This is a genomic window from Haliscomenobacter sp., assembly GCF_041740695.1.
GTDB lineage: Bacteria > Bacteroidota > Bacteroidia > Chitinophagales > Saprospiraceae > Haliscomenobacter.
Window position 1 is genome coordinate 26,485 of record NZ_JBGSLK010000142.1, and the last position, 19,130, is coordinate 45,614.

A 19,130-nucleotide genomic window follows, 5' to 3' on the forward strand; every position below is an offset into this window, starting at 1 on the left:
AGGTCTCCCTTGTCAGATAGGAGGGAAATTTATGTTGGGTGAATTGTTTATCCATAAATCTTACATCATGACTTGTGGCAAATTCATAATCAAGTAATTTTTAGGCAATGGCCAGCGGCAGCGCCGCCAAAACGTCTGTAGATTTAATGCATGATACCAGCGTAAAGGTGCAGAGCACCGTAACACCGCTTCTTGGTTACGGTGCTCTGCACCTTTATTTCAAAATTTGAAACTTAATGCTACAGACGTTTAGCGGCTCTGCCGCTGGTCGCTGGGCCTAAGGTTACTTAATTTTTCTGATTATCACTTCAAGTCTATTTTTCCACCTAAAACAACTTCGTCTGCCCATCCACATCAAACTCGATGCTATCCCCAGCTTGCAACTTATCTGGTGCTACCTCCACTGGTTTTTCAGCGGGTTTTTCGGCGGATGGAATGAGTTCCACTTCGCTTAGTTTCTGATCGCTCAGCTTATTGCCCAAGGCTTTCCAACCTTTCACATCGATGAAGTCGGCCAGGTTGAGTTCGCCCTGCATTTTTTTGTTTTTCAACTTCATGGAGTACCGCACCTGTGGGTTGGCCTCGATGGTCGCAAAAAGCAGCCGCGAATCTTTGTGGTCGGTCAGGTAACTGAACCGTTCTTTGAGTTTGGTGGTTTCCAAGCGGAAACGTTTGACCATCGTCAAACCCTTGTTCCCGTCGTAGTGTACAGCGCTGATCACCGTTTCGGGGTCATACTTGCCCAGGTGGTACAACTCAAGGAGGTTGAAGCGGCGGGTCATGTCCAATTCAGTCATTTCGTAGGTGCCGTCTTTGTAGAGGATGAACATCAGCTCACCCGTATCGAATTCGCCTAGCAATCGACCGCGGCCATCGTTGTTCAGGCGGCCACTCACATCGTCGATGTATACCTTTAAAGCGCCAATGGTAGAGCGACCAGCTTCTTTCAGGCTGACCTTGCGCACGGGGTACTTGGTGATCAGGTTGCCCTGCGAGCTCCGGCCTTTGATGGCAATTTCCTTGAAGTCGTAATCCAACATTTTTTTCTTCGCCGTGGAGGCCTGGGTCAGCTGGATATTGACTACCTCGGCTTCGCCATTGGGGTTGTGGGTAAAATACAAGAGTTTTGAGCCCTTGGCTTCCGAGGTCAGTACGTATTCCTTGTCCCTCGTGATGGCCGTCACGTTGAAACGTTTGGCGAAGGTGCGGCCATTGACACCATCGGAGTAAACCAGGTTGTAGGTCGTTCGTTCATCGTTCTTCTTCCACACTGTGGCGTGGATGATGTCTTTGCCTACAAAAACTTTGTCCGCGATCCGTTTGACCATAAAGCGGCCATCAGCGCGGAAAACAATAACATCGTCGATGTCGGAGCATTCGGAAACGAAGACGTTGCTTTCATCTTTTTTCAAGCCAAAGCCAATAAAACCCTCGGTGTAATTGACAAACAACTTGGCGTTGTTGGCTACTACCTCGGTGGCTTGGATGTACTCGAATGAGGTGATTTTGGTGCGGCGCTCACGGCCCTTGCCGTATTTTTCCAAAAGGCGTTTGAAATAGGCAATCGTGAAGTCGGTGATGTGCTCCAGGTCGTAGCGCACCTGCTTCATTTCCTCTTCCAGGGCAGCGATGTGCTCATCCGCTTTGAAGGTATTGTATTTGGAGATGCGTTTGATGCGGATTTCGGTCAGCTTGCTGATGTCGTCCTGGGTGATGTCGCGCATCAGGCGCAGGCGTTGGTCGTTTGGGGTCGGGTTATCCGCAGGCGTTACCACGTATTTGCGCAATTCACGGTCGATAGTCGTCAATACTTCCTCCCAACTTTCACACTCTTCAATCTGGTGGTAAATCCGGTTTTCGATGAAGATTTTTTCCAAACTGGCCATGTGCCATTTTTCCAGCAGCTCGCCCAGTTTGATTTCCAGCTCCGTCTGCAACAAGTCACGGGTGCGGAGTGTATTGTGCTCCAGGATTTCTTCCACGGTCATAAACCGCGGCCTATCTTCATGGATGACGCAGGCGTTGGGAGAAATGGAGATTTCACAATCGGTAAAAGCATAGAGGGCATCGATGGTTACATCGGGAGAAGTACCGGGGATCAATTCGATCTGCACTTCTACGTCCCTACTGGTGAGGTCGACTACCTTTTTGATCTTAATTTTCCCTTTATCGTTGGCCTTGATGATGCTTTCGATCAGCGATTCGGTGGTCACGCTGTAGGGCAGCTCCTTGACGGCCAGTAGGTCTTTGTCCAATTTTTCAATCAGGGCGCGGACTTTGATTTTGCCGCCCCGTTTGCCCCCATTGTAATCGCTCACATCGACCATGGCCCCGGTTTGGAAATCGGGGAAAATCTGGACTTTTTTGCCCTTGAGGATATCGATGGAAGCCTTGATCAGTTCAATGAAGTTGTGGGGCATGATTTTGGTGGACAAACCCACCGCAATGCCATCCGTACCCGAGGCCAACAACAAGGGGAACTTGGCCGGCAAGGTCACCGGCTCCCGTTTGCGCCCGTCGTAAGACATTTGCCACTCGGTCGTTTGGGGGTTGAACATGACCTCCAGTGCAAACTTGGTCAAACGCCCTTCGATGTAACGGGCCGCCGCCGCGCCAGCTCCAGTGGCTATATCACCCCAGTTTCCCTGGGTATCAATGCTAAGTTCTTTTTGCCCCATGTTCACGAGTGCGTCGCCAATGGCCGCGTCGCCGTGGGGGTGGTATTGCATGGTCAAACCAATGACGTTGGCGACTTTGTTGTAGCGCCCATCGTCGGTTTCTTTCATGGCGTGCAGAATGCGCCGTTGTACTGGTTTTAGCCCGTCGTCGATATGGGGTACGGCGCGTTCCAAAATAACGTAGGAGGCATAGTCCAGGAAATAGTCCTGGTACATGCCTTGCAAATTGATTAGTTGGCCGTTGCCGTTGGCGGTTTTGTTCGATTGATCCATGCTCAAAAAACAGGTAGAAGTTGAGTAGGTTGAGAAGGTTTAGGGAGGTTGAGTGCCGCTCGCGGTAGCCTCAACTTTCTCAACTTCCCTAAACCTTCTCAACTAATTTAGCAAAAGTACACAAAATAATTTTAAACACAAATTGTTTTTGATTAAAAAAAGCCAACAAACCTATTCAAGTAGTGGGGCAAAAATAAGTGTTCATTTTTTTTGAGCCTAAGGATTAGATAAGACACTTGAAATGAACCGTTTATTTATCTAATCCTCAGGCAAAATGAACACTTATTTTTTTTTCGCCCTAAAAAGCACTAAAGCTCCGATATTGGGATCAAAATAATCCATCATGCAGCCTTTAGTTCAGATGCCTAGCGCAGCCGATATCCAGCAATCTCACGCTTTGATTCAACCTTACATCCACCGCACGCCGGTGTTGACTTGCCAAAGCATCAATACGATCAGTGGCGCACAACTGTTTTTCAAGTGCGAAAACTTCCAAAAAATCGGGGCGTTCAAAATGCGCGGGGCCAGCAATGCCGCCTTGCGCCTGGATGAAACAGCTCGCCAAAAAGGATTGGCCACCCACTCTTCAGGCAATCACGCCCAGGCGGTGGCCAAAATTGCGCAGGCGCTAGGGGTGCCCGCCCACATCGTAATGCCCGAAAATGCACCGAGTGTAAAGCGGGAAGCCACCGCTGGGTATGGCGCAAATATCGTGTTGTGTGAGGCCACCCAGGCCGCCCGCGAAAGCACCTTGGCCCAGGTACTGGCCGAAACGGGCGCTACTTTTATCCACCCTTACGACGATTACAACGTGATTGCTGGACAGGCAACCGCTGCCCTGGAATTGATTCAGGAAGTGGCGGACTTGGATGCGATCATTTCGCCTATTGGAGGCGGGGGGTTGATGAGTGGCACAGCCTTGAGCACCCGTTATTTTTCGCCAAACACCAAAATTTACGGTGCGGAACCAGAACAGGTCAACGATGCCTGGTTGTCGTTCAAAAGTGGGGTGCGGACGCCACACCAGGGCTTGCCTTCCATTGCGGATGGTTTGTTGACCAATTTGTCGGAAAGAACCTTTGATATCATTAAAACCTACCTCAGTGATGTGTTTACGGTTACGGAGGCGGAGATAGTGGCCGCCATGCAGTTGGTTTATGAGCGGATGAAAATTGTGGTGGAACCTTCTTGTGTGGTGCCCCTGGCGGCGGTGCTGAAAAACGGGGACGTTTTTGCAGGGAAGAAGGTGGGGATTATTTTGACGGGAGGGAATGTGGATGTGCGGGGGTTACCGTTTTGAAATGAAGTAAATGAATTTGGGGTTGACAACCCCAAATTGTCAAAACACATCAATAAATAACGTGAGTTTTGAATTAATTAATTTTTTTACCGCAGAGTTTCGCAGAGTACCCACAGAGTTTCGCAGAGTTTTATTAGTTTTTAGGAGTTTTGCCACCTCTGGTGGCTGGAGGTCGAGTATGATTAAAATTTGAATTTAGGCATTTAGTGTTCATTCAATGTGCCTCTGAGTACTCTTAGCCACCGAAGGTGGCCTAAACTCTGCGAAACTCTGTGTTTACTCTGCGAAACTCTGCGGTAAAAAATGTGGTAGAGGAATAGCTTTTTCGTCAAAAAAACATAATAATCCGTTGATATTCAATGCGAATAACTCAAAACTTACGTTAAATAAAATTAATTTTAGCTGGTACAAGTCTCCAGACTTGTACCTACATTTTCGCGTCTCTGACGCAAGAGCAACGCGAAAATATTGAGCAAACACACTTCAGAGACGTGTTGATATTGGTACAAGTCTGGAGACTTGTACCAGCGCCAACGCCTAAAATTAGAACTGATCGGTCCTGCGGACGACCGGGGTTATTCTAAATTCAATCGCTCCGCGATTAGTTTTTCGCAAAAATGATCAAAAGCTGAGTGACCAATGTTTCACTATTAAAGATTGTGGTGACAGTGTCACTACAATCTCCTTGTACTGATTAAAAGCTTTACGTATGAACTTCAACTTTGCCGAGCAAATTATTCCTGCCGGAGGCAAGTATAAAATCAGAAAATTAATTCCCCCATTAAACCTACTCACTCCAATCTAGTCCAAGCATCGTAACTAAAAATCACCCTTTAGTTCTAAAGACTTCAGCCTATTCCCACGCAAATTTGTGACATGGACAACTGTTGAACTTCATAAAACCTACAACAATGAAAAAAGTACTCGTTCTATTCGCCTGCTTGTTTGCGTTAACTTTTGCTACCCAGGCACAAAATGTGCTGGACAAGGTTGAAAACAAAGTTGACCGTGCCGAAAACCGCGCCGACCGTGCCGAGAACAAACGCGACCGCGCTGAAAACAAACGCGACCGCGCCGAAGATGTACGCGATGCCCAACATGACGGGGGCATCAGAGATAAAATGGAAGATGTAAGAGATCGTAGAGAAGACGTACGCGACCGCGCTGAAAACCGCAGAGACCGCGCCGAGAACAAACGGGACCGCGCTGAGAATCGCCGGGATCGGAGACACTAAGCAGTGGGGCAAAAATAAGTGCTCATTTTTTTATCGCCCTTAATCCTTTCGTGAAACATAAAACATGAGTCATCCCGAATTTTTGAAAAGCCAAAATCGGGCATAAACCTAATCGCGGAGCGATTGAATTTATAATAGCCCCGGTCGTCCGGGGTAAATAGTTGGGTCAAATTGGCGGCAACCACGGCACTGGTTGAACTCAATTGAGCTAAAAGTTCAACCGCATCCGCGGTTGCGAAACCTTTTGCTACCAAAATGACCCCGGACGACCGGGGCTATTCTAAATTCAACCGCATCCGCGGTTTGTCATTCCAAAAATTTGGGATGACTCATGTTTATTGAATAGAGCTTTAGCAAATGAAAATTATTCCTTAACTTTCTTCTTCCCTTTCAATTGCAGGTAATCAAAAAAGTAGATGATCTTTAGCGAAAGGTTGTTGTTCTGATCCGCTTCCAGGGTATTGCCCAGGTTTTCGAAATACCTGTCCTGCGAGGAGTCGGACCCGTAGTAAGTGGCATTTTTCCAGACCGCATTCAAGAAGCTGCCGGGAGCAAACTGCCAGGTGTACACCATATCGATGTTGAAGTAGTTGACGTTGCGGTTGTAGTTGTTCGTGACTTCCGATTTGGGGCTTAAAGTCCCGTCGGAGTTGAGGGTGAAAAACGCCTTGTTTTCCACTACACTGGTGTAGTGTCTGGCCCGGAAGGTGAGCCCCATTTTGTTGGTAAAGTTGTACTTCAAACTGAGCACATTGTCCAGCGTGCTTACCTTGCGCAGGGCGAATAAAATGCTCTGGTCGCTCAAGGTAGTCGTGTAGCCCACACTTTTGGGGCGTGGGGTGAGCCCAAGCCGAAGGTTGACCGAAAATTTGCTGCTGAAGCGATAGGTTTGACCAATAAATAGGTCCAGGCCATTGGCATCGTAAAAATTGAAAAACTTGCGCTCAAAGGCTTCCACTACAAAGGAGTACTTCTTGGCAGAATTGCTTTCGACCCAACCACCAAGAGTGACACTAGTACCCCGGGTAAAGAGGTATCCATTGGTACGGGGTTCATAAAAATCATTTTCCTTGGGCCGGTAATTCAGCATGAGGCCAAACCAATACAAGGATTTGGTCTGGGCATTGATATTGACCTGCACCCTGGAATTCTGGTAGGTGCTCTCAATGTTGCCGATGGGGGAAAACAGAGAACTGATGTTTGAATTGAAATTTAAAAACAGGCGATTGTACCAACCCTTGGGCTCCGTGTAGCGGTACCCCACGTAGAAGTAATGATTGATGAAGTTGTTGTTGGTAAAATAGCCCAAATCATTGCTGTTGTATTTGGTATCGGTGAGTTCTTGGTTGAGGTTAAAAGTGAACCGCCCGCTGTTTTTTCCAAAACCCAACGAATGGCTATAACCCAGGATGTTTTGCTTGTCCTCGGTTTTGTGGCTCAGGTTGCTCAGGGCGGCGCTTCCACTCAGGTCGTACCGGTTTTTTTTGTCTGAAAAACTGAACAAGCCTGAACTTACATTGGCGTTGTAGTTGCCACTGCCCCGGATTACACTGGTGTTGATGAAACTTACACTTGAGTTGTTTTTGAGGGTTTGATCCAGTACCAGGATGTTGTAGTTGGTCAAGGGGTCGGTTTCCACTTGGCGGATACTATTGGTTTCCAGGTTTTCGATCATGGCGTGTTGGGCGCGGGTAACGGCATTGAGCACCCCGATACCGAGACAATCGAAACAACTACCGCCGATACGAGTGTTGGGCGCGGGTAACGGCATTGAGCACCCCGATGCCCAGTCCATTTTTGGTCCGTCCCGAAATTTTGGACGCGTTGATCAGTTTGGATTCGCTGGGGTTGCTGAGTATTTTTTCATTGGCATCTACATTCTCGTAAGCTTTGTGCAGGTTGATGGGCCTACCGCCAATGCGCCGGGAGTAGACGAGGTTCCCTTTTCCAAACAGCTCGGTACCTTCGGTGAAAAAGGTCCGGTTTTCGTTGAATTTCACTTCAAACGGGGTGAGGTTGAGCACCTGATTGTCACTCTGCACCTGACCAAAATCGGGAATCAAGGTTGCGTCCAGAGTGAAGGCCTGGTTGAGTCCCAACTTGAGGTCAAGCCCGCCAGACACCTGGCTGCTCCAGTTTTTTTGCCCCACTTGATTGATGGGAAAATGATTGCCGTAAATGGAAAAATAGGGCGACAATTGTAAACGCAAGGGCGGTTTGATGTCGGTGATACCCGTCCAGGTACCTTCCTGGGTCAAAAAACCATTGACATTGGGGTCGATGGCATTCCAGGTGTACTGCTGCTCGGTTTTGCGGCGGCGGCGGGTGATGTTTAAACCCCAATCCTGGACTTTGTCCTTGCTGAAGCGGATGGCAGAGTAAGGCAGGAACATTTCAAAAGTCCAGCCTTTTTCATGGATGATAACGGCACTTTTCCACACCGCATTCCAGCTGAAATCTTCGCCCCCGTTGTCGCTATTTTGGTTGGAGGTCATTTTGGCATCCCACTGTTCGCCCAGGGGGGTGACAAAATATTCGAAGCCATTCAATTTGTCGTTGTAGGTGTCAAAAATGAGGCCGATGTAGTCGTTCATGCCAAACCCATCACGGCCCACCAACTCTTTGGCAATGCTGTCGATGTTGCGTTCGTAACAGGTTCCGCCAAAATAGATGCCCTGATCGTCGTACATCAAGAAAGATTCGGTGCGGTTCTCGTAGGCTTCCTTGCGCCCAATTACTGGACGGAATTCTACGTACTCGTCAGCCTTGGCGGCATCCTGCCAGGCCGCTTCGTTGAGTTTACCATCGATGGTAACGCGCTGGTCGGTGCGCTGCGCGGGGAGTTTTTTGGGCGTGATTTGCCCGGATAAAATAGTAGTAGTAAGCAGAGTGGTGGCAACCGTAAGGCACCACATAAACCTGTTTGTCATGGTCAGTCGGATGAGCGTTTTAATAGAGCCTGTTTAAATTTAACCAGGCTCTGAATCGGGTGTTACTTGATTTCAAGTAAAGACAGTTCTTTTTTGTACATGTTGCATGGCAATGGTCGGAATACTATTGCACATACTAGTAGGACTTACAGGGTGATTAATGGTTTTTAGTCAAAATTTGTACCAATAATTCAAGTCTCTATTTATGAATTTTTTACACAAAAAAATTAATTGTAATTTGTTCGTTTTTGAACACGAAGTGTACGAAAGGACACACCAGCATAGCTACCTTTCGGTTCTGTTGATGGCACAAAGGGCAGTAAAAAATCAACTGTTCGAATAAAATAAAATGCAATGCGCGCAATCCAGTTTCAAATAGTGCTTCGTAGCTATGTATGAATTCAACTTCTAAGTATGACGCAAAAAATGAGTCATCCCGAATTTTTGGGATGACGAACCGCGAAAGCGGTTGAATTTTGAATAGCCCCGGACGACCGGGGCTATTCAAAATTCAATCGCTCCGCGATTAGATTTTAGCCCGATTTTCGCTTTTCAAAAATTCGGGATGACTCATGTTTCTGCGTTATTAAATCAAAATTCACATGCTACCAAATCAAATCAAGCTTGGTGCAGTACTGCTGCTATCAGGCCTAGCCACCTTTTTCTCCTGCACGAAAGATCAGGACAACCTTTCCAGCAATGCCGAAGATTTTCCAGCATTGGGGATCAAAGAGTTTTATCGGGATCTTTACACCAAAGATGCTATCGTTTATGCCCTGCTTGATAGCAATATGCTGGTACAATACACTGCGCGCCAAACGTTCAGTGAAGACAAAACAGTAAGCATTACTGGCTTACAAGCCGCTGAAAAAATCCTGGCCATTGATTTTCGCCCAGCCAGCGGCCAACTGTATGGAGTAAGCAACCAGAGTCGGCTTTACATCATCAATCAAAATACGGGTACTGCCGTTGCGGTCAGTACCACGCCATTTACACCAGCCATCAGTGGAACCCAGGTTGGATTCGATTTCAACCCAACCGTGGATAGAATCCGCTTGGTGACCAACATGGGCCAAAACCTGCGCCTGCACCCAGAAACTGGCGCCGTAGCCTTTACTGATGGCAGCCTGAATCCAGTTACTTCTGGTGTTTCTGCGGTGGCTTATACCAATAGTTTTGCTGGTGCTACCAGTACGACGCTCTACGACATTGATGTAAGCAGCGACAAACTGTTCATCCAAAACCCACCGAATAACGGAACCCTGGTTGAAGTAGGTTCTTTGGGCGTTGACTTAGTGGGCGAAGGTGGGTTTGATCTTTCTCCCAAAAATGACATGGCTTTGGCGGCATTTTCAGCCAATGGAACTGGCGACGACACGCCAAGTTTTTACAGCATTGACCTAAAAACAGGTTTGGCGAAAAATGTGGGAAAAGCCAAAAAAGGCGTCATTGACCTGGCTATTCCGACTACCATGGTTGCCTATACCATCACGGGAGGCACCAATTTAATGATCATCAACGGACTGGCCAATGGCGACCGATTCACTAAAGCCATCACTGGTTTGCAGAGTGGCGAAACGGTTTTGGGCATTGACATGCGTCCGGCCACCGGGCAACTGTATGCTCTTGGCAGCACTAGCCGCATCTACACCATCAATACAGCCAATGGTGCTGCAACGGTGATGGGAACTGGCTTTACGCCCGCACTGAGCGGGACAGAGTTTGGCTTTGACTTCAATCCAACGGTAGACCGGATCAGAGTGGTCAGCAACACCGGCCAAAACCTGCGCCTGCACCCCACGTTGGGAACCGCAGTCTTTACGGATGGCACACTGAACCCAGGTACCCCGGCAGTAGATGCCGCAGCGTACACCAACAATTTCGCGGGTGCGACCACCACTGCATTGTATGGTATTGATTACGAAGCGAATGCTCTTTACCTACAGGTACCACCTAACGACGGCAAACTTACCTTGGTAGGCGGTTTAGGGGTAAATATAATTTCCGGCAACGGATTTGACATTGGCGGCACGTCTGGCAAAGCCTTTGCCATCTTAAAAACGGGCACGATTTCCAGTGTGTATTCGATTAATTTGACCACGGGTCAAGCTACTCGATTGATCGGGATTACGACCAGTGCCAATGGATTTGCGCTGGGCAACGGATTCTGATTTTTTTCAAACGATAGAATTGGAAACAGAGAAGGGTAAGGATTAGCGTCCTTACCCTTTTCTTCGTTCAATCAACTGCAAAGTGCTTAAAGACGGAATACACTTTCCAGAACATTGCCAAAGCGCCCAGTGTTATAAGCAATTATTGCAAACCCAGCACTAACCGCGAACCCAATGACCTTAACCAAACTTTTCAACGATTTTTTGACAGCGGAAAAGCAGGCGGACTGATTTTAGTTTTCGTGACCCTTTTTTCACTTGGGTTGGCAAACTCTCCATGGCAAACCGACTATATCCATTTTTGGCACCTTGACTTGGGCGGGCACAGCATCACGCATTGGATCAATGATGGGCTGATGGCCATTTTTTTTCTACTCATTGGTTTGGAGTTAGAACGAGAAATCTACCACGGAGAATTGAGCGACCTCAAAAGTGCTGCGTTGCCACTTTTTGGCGCATTAGGCGGCATGTTTGTCCCCGCAGGGCTATTTTTATTGCTCAATTTTGGGACGGACACTCAGGCAGGTGCGGGTATCCCCATGGCTACCGACATTGCCTTTGCCATTGGCATCCTTTCGCTTTTGGGCAATCGGGTTCCGGCTTCGCTAAAAATATTCCTGACCGCCTTGGCGGTAATGGACGATTTGGGAGCAATCATTGTCATTGCCATTTTTTATACAACTTCAATTGCCTTTCTCAACCTATCTATCGCACTGGGCATTTTTGGGGTTTTACTCCTGCTAAACCGCCTAAAAGTTCACAACCTGATTCCCTATCTGATTGGGGGTGTAGCCATGTGGTATTTTATGCTGCACTCGGGTGTTCACGCCACCATAACCGGAGTATTGTTGGCTTTTGCCATTCCATTCGGCAGCGGCGGGGAAAAATCTCCTTCCTATATTCTTCAACATGTCTTACACAAGCCAGTAGCGTTTTTAATTCTGCCCCTATTTGCACTAGCCAATACTGGCATTTCTATTGGTGCCGGTTGGCAAAGCAGCTTGGGAGAGGCCAACAGTTTAGGCATTATGGCGGGACTGGTGATTGGTAAACCACTGGGCATTTGGCTCTTTTCCTTTATTGGTGTTGGTTTAGGGCTTTGTGTGTTGCCGACAGACCTGAAATGGAAAAACATCATCGGAGCAGGGTTTTTAGGGGGCATCGGGTTTACCATGTCCATCTTCATTACCCTACTTGCGTTCGACGAGCCCGAAACCATCATTCAATCAAAAATTGCCATCCTGATCGCTTCCTTTGTTGCAGGGGCAATTGGATATTTATGGCTGCGGATGACCCTGTCCGAACAAATTGGGACGACAGATAACCTCGAACCTGAACGATGAATAAAGCATGTAGGGCATTATTTACGCAATAATGGGTTTGTTTTCGTGTTATGCGTAACAATGATAATCAACTGACAGTTAAGGAATGACAAAAAAAATATTTATAGCTACCCTCTATTCAATTATTGCCCTTTGTGTTGTTTCATACATTTCTATAATGACGTCGCTATTAAGTTCTGTGGGCGACCTTTCCCAGAAACCTGTGGCAAATTTGGGTTTTCCATTTAAATATTATTATCAGTTTTGGCTAAGGGGCTCAGACTCTCCAAATTGCGGGTGGAGAATTGATAACTTTCTCCTTGACTGCTTTTTAACTTGGACACTGACACTAGTAATTTACTTTTTTGTAAAAAGAAAAAAGTGAAATCTTTTTCATTGAAAGAGACTTGAGGTGATTTGATAATTAGCAAGTTATAAACTTAGGACCAACGACTAGCGGCAGAGCCGCCAAAACGTCTGTAGTATTTAGACCAAGTACGGCTTAAGGTGCAGAGCACCGGAACAAAAAGCAACTGTTACGGTACTACGTACCTTAAAATCTATCTTCGTTCCTTGAGCTACAGACGTTTTGGCGGCTCTGCCGCTGGTCGTTATGCCAAAGATCACCCAATTACTTGATAATCAAATCACCTCAAGTCTAAAGGAAGTCTAATGAAATTAATCACCTGGAATTGCCAAGGCGCATTTAGAAAAAAAGCAGCACAAATTTTGCTGCACCAACCCGATATTCTGGTGGTTCCGGAATGTGAGCACCCCGATAAACTGACTTTCAATTCAACCACACCCAAACCCAATGACCTGCTTTGGGTGGGCGATAACCCCCACAAAGGACTTGGCGTTTTTTCTTACGGCGACTACAAATTTCAACTGCACGAGCAATACAACTCAGCCCTAAAAATCATTTTACCGATTGCGGTCACGGGAGGAAAATTTGACTTTACCCTTTTTGCCATTTGGGCCAACAATCGCCAGGATCCAGACGGGCAATATGTGGAGCAAATTTGGAAAGCGCTGCACCATTACGACCAGCTTTTGAACAGTGAACGGAGCATCCTAACTGGAGACTTTAACAGCAACAAAATTTGGGACAGGCCCCGCAGAGTTGGCAACCATTCAGCAGTAGTGGAAAAATTGGCTGAGAAAAACATTTACAGCGTTTATCATCAGTATTTGAGCCAGGAACAAGGCAAAGAAAATGATCCGACTTTTTACCTCTACCGCAACAAAAACAAACCTTATCACCTTGACTATTGCTTTAGTTCCGCTGCGCTCTATCAGCAGGTAACCGCCATAGAAATAGGAAAATACGAACATTGGATCAATTATAGCGACCATACCCCATTAATCGTTAACTTTGGAGGATGACAACAACTCCTGTGCGTACACCACGCAACACATCCTCCATCTGGAAATTAATCATTGCCATCCTCGCTTGTGAAGCAATTGGATTCACCAGCGGCTTAATTGGCAGTGCGGCCATGAATACCTGGTTTGACAATCTCCAAAAACCCTCCTGGAATCCTCCGGGTTATCTTTTTGCTCCGGTATGGACTCTTTTGTATGCTCTGATGGGTATCGCTTTTTGGCTCATTTGGAAAAACGAAATCCCTGCAGCCAACAAACGCAGCGCCTATGTTGCATTTGCCTTACAACTCTTCCTCAATTTTTGGTGGAGCATCATTTTTTTCAGATTCCAGTCTCCATTTTTTGCCTTGATCGAGATTCTGCTGCTGCTGTTGGCGATCATCCTGACGATCTTCCAGTTCTCAAAAATCTCAAAAACGGCAGGGTGGCTGCTTGTTCCCTATTTGTTATGGGTATCTTTTGCCAGCGTTTTGAACTATACCATTTGGAGTCTCAATTGATCAACAATGGACAACAAATTTGTACAACACTTCTCCAAAATCAGCCCGCTTTCCGCAGAAGAGGCCGCCGCAATTGCCGAGAGCATGCGCGTAGAGACCTTCAAAAAGGGGACCATGCTATTGCGGGAAGGGCAGGTGCAGGTTAATTCCTACTTCATTTTGGAAGGCTGCATTAGAGAGTACATTTTAAGCGATGGAGAAGAAAAAACGACCAATTTTTTCACCGAAGAACAATGGGTGATTTCCCTGAGCAACTTTACGTCACCCACCCCTTCCATGCACAATCTGGTTTGTGTGGAAGACACCTCCGTGTCGATTGGGAACGAGCGCGAGGCCCAGGAAATGTTCAAACGTTTTCCCCGTTTTGAAACCATCTCCCGAGCGGTAGTCGAAGCTGCTTTTGTGGAACAAAAACAAGCCTTGACTGCTTACCTGACCGACTCGCCGGAGCAACGCTATTTGAAATTGTTGAACACCCGTCCCGATTTATTTCAACGAATCCCCCAGTACCAACTGGCCAGTTACCTGGGGGTGAAGCCAGAGTCCTTGAGTCGAATTCGAAAAAGGCTGAATCAGAGACCTTAGGGCTTAAAAAAGCCAATCATACCGTAATGACCAAATTCCCTTTTTTGTGCCCTTTTTCAACGTACTGATGCGCCGCCGCAAGTTGTGACAAAGGGAAATGCTGGTCAATCACCGTTTTAATTTTTCCCAACATCAAAAGCTCCTTAATTTCCAGGAAATAGGCCAAACGTTCCCGCACTGGAAGCATCCCGGTTGAGGAAGACCTGGCTTTTTTGCTACCAAAAATTGAGGTCCAAATCATGTGCATCAACAAGGAAAAATCAATCACACTTGAAAGGTAAATCCCATTTTGGCTAAGCGAATTTTTGCATTCCCCAAAATTCCTCTTGCCCACCGTATCAAAAATGATGTCGTATTGCACCCCATTTTTGGTGAAGTCTTCCTGGGTATAATCAATGACCTGATCCGCGCCTAAAGCTTTGACCATTTCCACATTGCTGGTGCTACAAACACCCGTTACGATTGCGCCATAATGTTTGGCAATTTGCACGGCGTAAGTACCCAGGGCACCCGATGCGCCATTGATCAGCACCTGCTGGTTGGCCTGGATGTTGGCCAGGCCTTTCAAAAAATTCAATACTGTGATGGCACTCCCACTCACCGGGGCGGCCTCCTGATAGCTAATGTTGCTGGGCATGGTGGTGATGACGTCATGCTCACTTACACAGACATATTCTGCGTAACAACCGAGGGTAGTGGTGCCACCAAAAACCTTGTCGCCAGGCTTGAATAAGGTAACCTCAGTGCCAACTTCGACCACTTCGCCAGCAAATTCAAAACCCAGAATGGTTCGGCTGGGTTTGTTCAAGCCCAGGTAAAGCCGGCCAATCAGCGGCTTGCCGTTGCGCATCATGATGTCTGCTGCGGTGACGGTGCTGGCATGGTTTCGGATCAGGACCTCCTTGGATTTTGGGCTGGGTTTGGCTACTTCGTTGAGTTGAAGTACAGCGGCTTCTCCGTATTGCAGATACTCAATTGCTTTCATTTCAGCGCTCATTGTTGTGCTTGATTTTTTCATGACACAAAATTATAGCGCTGGCTTCCCAATTGCATTGACTTGGGTTAAGAAATGAAATAGGACAAAAAGCGTAAAACCATTTGATCAAAAAAGCGCAAAGCCATGAGATTGCCAGAAAATTACTAAAACGGAATCTTTCAGATGAAGATATTGCTGAAGATACGGGGTTGACAATTGAACAGGTTAGGAGGGATTTGGGGGATTTAGGTGGGTTCCACAACCGCGGCAGCGGTTGAACAATTCACAGAAAATTCAACCACTGCCGTGGTTGTGACCATTTTCCTCGCATTTTTCCCCGGACGACCGGGGCTATTCTAAATTCAATCGCTCCGCGATTAGTTGTTCGCAAAACATGATCAAAATTCCACAAGACTTATGTTTGCTATAGACGAGACAATACCTGAAAATCAGTGGGATGAGCGCTTCAATAAGCTGGAAGCCATCATGAAAAACTATAAACCCAAAGACTAACATGGAACGGAAAACCAAAATCAACGCCGAAGACGGCAAACAGGAAATCGTGATTACCAGGGAATTTGAACTGCCCTTGGAATTGCTATTCAAAGCCTACGTAGAGCCCGACATCGTGGCGCAATGGATGGACACAAAAGTGCTCAAACTCGAAAACGAACTCAAATAACCTACCATGACCAAGAGAAATAAAATCATCTATTGGATTGCTACCATCTGGCTGGCCTTAGGAATGGTATCCACTGGCATTGTACAGTTGATTCATATGAAAGAGGAAGTAGCCCTATTTACCCGTTTGGGCTATCCTGCCTATTTGCTCACTATCCTGGCGGTTTGGAAATTTTTGGGCGTAGTGGCCGTGCTCATTCCTAAATACCCCTTGCTCAAAGAATGGGCTTATGCCGGCTTCTTTTTTACCATGTCGGGCGCAGTTTTTTCCCACTTGGCCGTGGGCGATGGCGCCATTGAATATTTTGGGCCAGTCTTGTTGCTCGTCCTGACGGGGCTGTCCTGGTATTTCAGGCCTGCGGATAGAAAAACGATTGGGAATGACGAATTTTTCGAATAACGAATGACGAATTGTCGCATTGGATTTGGGGTTTTAGCGAATGTATAAGCCGTACCAAAGCGGCATGATGGGAACGCGGACAACGCGGATGAATTTTAGGTTACCTCAAACCCAACGCACCCCATTCGTCACTCGAAAAATTCGTCATTCCAAAGCACGACCTTGCTTGTGAGGCTTCGCCTCCTTTTTACTAACTCACATTACGCAGTTTTTTACCGCTGAGGTTAAATAGAATGAAGCTATACACTTTAGCTGCACCTTATCAGAATCAAACTTGCGTAACGTGAGTTACTAAAAGCGACAGGATGGCAAAACGGATGAAACGGACCAAACGGATTGGAACGGACTTTGGCTCGCCTTCGGCTCATCCCTATCCGCCGCAGGCGGCAAAAAAATCCGTTTTTATCCGTTCCATCCGTTTTATCCGTTTTACCATCCTGCCGCTTTGGCCTGCCTCATACCTCCCCTAAAACCCCAAAACCCAACTCATCACTCTTCACTCTCCACTCTTCACTCTCCACTCTCCACTCTTCACTCTTCACTTTTCACTTTTCACTCATCACTCATCACTCATCACTCTCCCCTCATCACTCTCTCCACCTCCCCCACCAAGCCCTCCCAATCGAAATCCACAACCTGCTCCCGCCCCCCCAAGCCGCGCAAAGCTTGCAAGTATTCCCGCGCCATCAGGCCCAACACCTCCTCCTCAGTCGCCTGTTCCAACGCCGCATAAGGCAGGCGCAGCTGGACATACCACTCTTTTTTGTCCGCATCAAAAGTGGTTTCTTCCTGATGGATCACATCCTGCGGCCCGGTTCCGATGAACACCACCGCAATGCCCCGCAGGCCCGTTCCATACTTGGACAATTGGACCTGCGCATTGAGCAATTGCTCCAACCAGGACACATTGTGCGCATCAATTTTGTCGCCAATGGGGTTGTCCTCTACAATACTGGAGATGATGAAAGGTGCATACATGTTACGTGGGTTTATAAATCTGCTTTGTTGCCCGGCGGCCGAATCAAGGGCACTGCCCGTTTGGTATTTTCTGGCAACAAAGCATATTGGTAAATTTTTAGTGTCTCCTGGCGCAAACAGTCCTGTACCGACCCGCGATACTGAACCCGGTACCGCAAGCCCATTGTTGTGACCCAGCTGCGGTACCTTCCTTTTTCGCCCTGGATGGTGATGCCATACTTCCAGACCTCACCCGCCTGCAAAAAAATGCGCGTGTCTTTTCCACAATTGTAACAAGGGTAAAAACCACTCGTTTTGGCAATCAGCACGTATTGCTCACAACTCCGCAATCGTTCCAGGCGCCGCTCCATCTGCGTTTGGCGCGACTCGGACAAGCGAAATTCCCCGCTTTCATCCCGCTCCAGAAAATCAACTCCGCTCCATCGCACCAACAATCCCAAGATACAACAGCACGCAATGAAAAACAACAGCGCCCTCCTGGGGCCGCGCGGGGCCGCTGGCTGCATAGGCACCGACTGATACTTTTTCGATACAGTATTCATAACGAATTTTTAACCACCTAGGGTGGAATCAGGTAATAAAATGCTACTTTTCGGTTTTGTTCCTATGCTGATGGCAAAGGTAAAAAATTGGAATTAAATTTCAAAATTTTAGAGCAAAATTATAATTATGTCGCTACCTAATGATCCAGACCCTCAGGTTTTCCTGCGTGTAAAAGGGGCCCTCAAAACCCTTGGCATGAGCCAAAGAGACCTGGCTAAACAGCTGGGATTGGCCCCCGGCGTAGTGAGTCTGGCCCTCAGCGGCGGCAACGAAAAAACCTTCCGCCGCATCGTCGAGATGCTGGAACAAGAACACGGCATCGATCCACTCCAGCTCTGGGGTGAAGGCGAACGGGGCGACAAAATCCTCAACGAACTCCAGGCCATCAAAACTGAACTCAATGGCCTCCGCACCGAAATGGAAGCGCTCAAACGTTTGATCCAAAATAAAAAATGAGGTAAACGTAGGAAAATGGGTTTGGCAGGCGACAAGCCCCGCTAGGGCGAAATAGGGGTAGCATCCAACAACCCCAGGATTTCCCCGAATCCCGTAGGGACGAAATAGGGGTAGCATCCAACAACCCCAGGGTTTCCCCGAGTCCCGTAGGGACGAAATGTGGGTACCAACGCGACACAATACCAGCACGATTGGGAATGACGAATTTTTCGAATAACGAATGACGAATTGTCGCGTCGGGTTTGGGGTTTTGGCGGATGTATAAGCCGTACCAAAGCGGCATGATGGGAACGCGGACAACGCGGATTGGGCGGATCAACGCGGATTTTTATCCCGCCTGCGGCGTGATCCGCTAAAATGAGCCACAAATTGCACAAATTTTCACAAATTAGCCCCCTGCTTTTGAGGCTTCGCCCCCCTTTTACCAACTCACATTACGCAGTAGCAGCTTCGCTGCTTTTTTTAACACAACGACACAACGGAACGACGGCACGACGATTTACGCGCTTCGCGCTTTACGAACCTGACGCAAAGCGTCATGTTGTGGCGGTAGCCATATCGTCGTGTCGTCGTTCCGTCGTGTTTTCTATGGTTCAAGCAAGACATTGTTCAAATTTTTTTGATACATAACTTGATTTTTAACGACGGCAAAAACCCTGAGCAAAATCTTGTTGCGCATCGCATTGATAATGCAAAGATGGTCTTTGCCTTCTTTG

Annotated in this window: 18 protein-coding genes and 1 pseudogene; 12 read left to right on the plus strand and 7 right to left on the minus strand. The window is 47.4% G+C overall.

Annotation, left to right across the window (positions count from 1 at the left end; all coding sequences use genetic code 11):
- Nucleotides 1-326: 326 nt before the first annotated feature.
- Nucleotides 327-2,951, minus strand: a complete 2,625-nt coding sequence (locus ACEW9O_RS29175; protein WP_373553771.1) for a DNA gyrase/topoisomerase IV subunit A — start codon at nt 2,949-2,951, stop codon at nt 327-329.
- A gap of 343 nt (nt 2,952-3,294) precedes the next feature.
- Between ACEW9O_RS29175 and ACEW9O_RS29180 the strand changes: the two genes are divergently transcribed.
- Nucleotides 3,295-4,251 carry a threonine/serine dehydratase gene (locus ACEW9O_RS29180; protein WP_373553772.1) on the plus strand — a complete coding sequence of 319 codons (957 nt, stop codon included), beginning with the start codon at nt 3,295-3,297 and terminating at the stop codon, nt 4,249-4,251.
- A gap of 911 nt (nt 4,252-5,162) precedes the next feature.
- Nucleotides 5,163-5,486, plus strand: a complete 324-nt coding sequence (locus ACEW9O_RS29185; protein WP_373553773.1) for a hypothetical protein — start codon at nt 5,163-5,165, stop codon at nt 5,484-5,486.
- Nucleotides 5,487-5,850: 364 nt separating this feature from the next.
- Here ACEW9O_RS29185 and ACEW9O_RS29190 read toward each other — a convergent pair whose 3' ends face one another.
- Nucleotides 5,851-7,257, minus strand: a complete 1,407-nt coding sequence (locus ACEW9O_RS29190) for a DUF5916 domain-containing protein (protein WP_373553774.1) — start codon at nt 7,255-7,257, stop codon at nt 5,851-5,853.
- Nucleotides 7,220-8,416: a DUF5916 domain-containing protein gene (locus ACEW9O_RS29195; RefSeq protein WP_373553775.1), complete on the minus strand. Its 1,197-nt coding sequence runs from the start codon at nt 8,414-8,416 to the stop codon at nt 7,220-7,222. Before ACEW9O_RS29195 ends, ACEW9O_RS29190 begins: the two co-directional genes overlap by 38 nt.
- A 602-nt stretch (nt 8,417-9,018) precedes the next feature.
- Here ACEW9O_RS29195 and ACEW9O_RS29200 point away from each other — a divergent pair.
- The 5 genes from ACEW9O_RS29200 (at nt 9,019) to ACEW9O_RS29220 (ending at nt 14,380) form a co-directional block, all read left to right on the plus strand.
- Nucleotides 9,019-10,587: a DUF4394 domain-containing protein gene (locus tag ACEW9O_RS29200; RefSeq protein WP_373553776.1), complete on the plus strand. Its 1,569-nt coding sequence runs from the start codon at nt 9,019-9,021 to the stop codon at nt 10,585-10,587.
- 134 nt (nt 10,588-10,721) lie between these two features.
- Nucleotides 10,722-11,930 carry a Na+/H+ antiporter NhaA gene (gene nhaA, locus ACEW9O_RS29205; protein ID WP_373553788.1) on the plus strand — a complete coding sequence of 403 codons (1,209 nt, stop codon included), beginning with the start codon at nt 10,722-10,724 and terminating at the stop codon, nt 11,928-11,930.
- 651 nt (nt 11,931-12,581) lie between these two features.
- Nucleotides 12,582-13,295: an endonuclease/exonuclease/phosphatase family protein gene (locus ACEW9O_RS29210; RefSeq protein ID WP_373553777.1), complete on the plus strand. Its 714-nt coding sequence runs from the start codon at nt 12,582-12,584 to the stop codon at nt 13,293-13,295.
- Nucleotides 13,292-13,795, plus strand: coding sequence for a TspO/MBR family protein (locus ACEW9O_RS29215; protein WP_373553778.1), 504 nt, complete (start codon nt 13,292-13,294; stop codon nt 13,793-13,795). Before ACEW9O_RS29210 ends, ACEW9O_RS29215 begins: the two co-directional genes overlap by 4 nt.
- Nucleotides 13,796-13,801: 6 nt before the next feature.
- On the plus strand, nt 13,802-14,380 hold the full coding sequence (locus ACEW9O_RS29220; RefSeq protein ID WP_373553779.1) for a Crp/Fnr family transcriptional regulator: 579 nt from the start codon (nt 13,802-13,804) through the stop codon (nt 14,378-14,380).
- A gap of 16 nt (nt 14,381-14,396) precedes the next feature.
- Here ACEW9O_RS29220 and ACEW9O_RS29225 read toward each other — a convergent pair whose 3' ends face one another.
- The gene (locus ACEW9O_RS29225; RefSeq protein ID WP_373553780.1) at nt 14,397-15,398 is read right to left on the minus strand and encodes an NAD(P)-dependent alcohol dehydrogenase; all 1,002 of its coding nucleotides are present in this window, start codon (nt 15,396-15,398) and stop codon (nt 14,397-14,399) included.
- 80 nt (nt 15,399-15,478) lie between these two features.
- On the opposite strand from ACEW9O_RS29225, the gene ACEW9O_RS29230 reads away from it, so the two are divergent.
- The 4 genes and pseudogenes from ACEW9O_RS29230 to ACEW9O_RS29245 all read left to right on the plus strand — a co-directional run bounded on the left by ACEW9O_RS29230 (nt 15,479) and on the right by ACEW9O_RS29245 (nt 16,907).
- Nucleotides 15,479-15,634 carry a hypothetical protein gene (locus tag ACEW9O_RS29230; protein WP_373553781.1) on the plus strand — a complete coding sequence of 52 codons (156 nt, stop codon included), beginning with the start codon at nt 15,479-15,481 and terminating at the stop codon, nt 15,632-15,634.
- Nucleotides 15,635-15,870: 236 nt separating this feature from the next.
- A pseudogene (locus tag ACEW9O_RS29235) lies at nt 15,871-16,029 on the plus strand (ATPase); the annotation flags it as partial.
- Between the two features lie 15 nt (nt 16,030-16,044).
- Nucleotides 16,045-16,437: a DoxX family protein gene (locus ACEW9O_RS29240; protein WP_373553782.1), complete on the plus strand. Its 393-nt coding sequence runs from the start codon at nt 16,045-16,047 to the stop codon at nt 16,435-16,437.
- Between the two features lie 317 nt (nt 16,438-16,754).
- Nucleotides 16,755-16,907, plus strand: coding sequence for a hypothetical protein (locus ACEW9O_RS29245; protein ID WP_373553783.1), 153 nt, complete (start codon nt 16,755-16,757; stop codon nt 16,905-16,907).
- 103 nt (nt 16,908-17,010) lie between these two features.
- Here the strand turns inward: ACEW9O_RS29245 and ACEW9O_RS29250 are convergent, their stop codons facing one another.
- Both ACEW9O_RS29250 and ACEW9O_RS29255 read right to left on the minus strand, forming a co-directional pair.
- Entirely contained in the window at nt 17,011-17,415 is a 405-nt protein-coding gene (locus tag ACEW9O_RS29250) for a hypothetical protein (protein WP_373553784.1), read from the minus strand.
- An 11-nt stretch (nt 17,416-17,426) separates the two neighbouring features.
- Complete coding sequence (locus tag ACEW9O_RS29255) at nt 17,427-17,957, minus strand: hypothetical protein (protein WP_373553785.1); 531 nt, start codon at nt 17,955-17,957, stop codon at nt 17,427-17,429.
- A 127-nt stretch (nt 17,958-18,084) separates the two neighbouring features.
- Here ACEW9O_RS29255 and ACEW9O_RS29260 point away from each other — a divergent pair, with 127 nt between their 5' ends.
- Nucleotides 18,085-18,414: a hypothetical protein gene (locus ACEW9O_RS29260; protein WP_373553786.1), complete on the plus strand. Its 330-nt coding sequence runs from the start codon at nt 18,085-18,087 to the stop codon at nt 18,412-18,414.
- Here ACEW9O_RS29260 and ACEW9O_RS29265 read toward each other — a convergent pair.
- Nucleotides 18,386-18,697 (minus strand): hypothetical protein, encoded by a 312-nt coding sequence (locus tag ACEW9O_RS29265; protein ID WP_373553787.1) that lies wholly within the window; start codon nt 18,695-18,697, stop codon nt 18,386-18,388. The genes ACEW9O_RS29260 and ACEW9O_RS29265 overlap by 29 nt on opposite strands.
- Nucleotides 18,698-19,130: the final 433 nt, after the last annotated feature.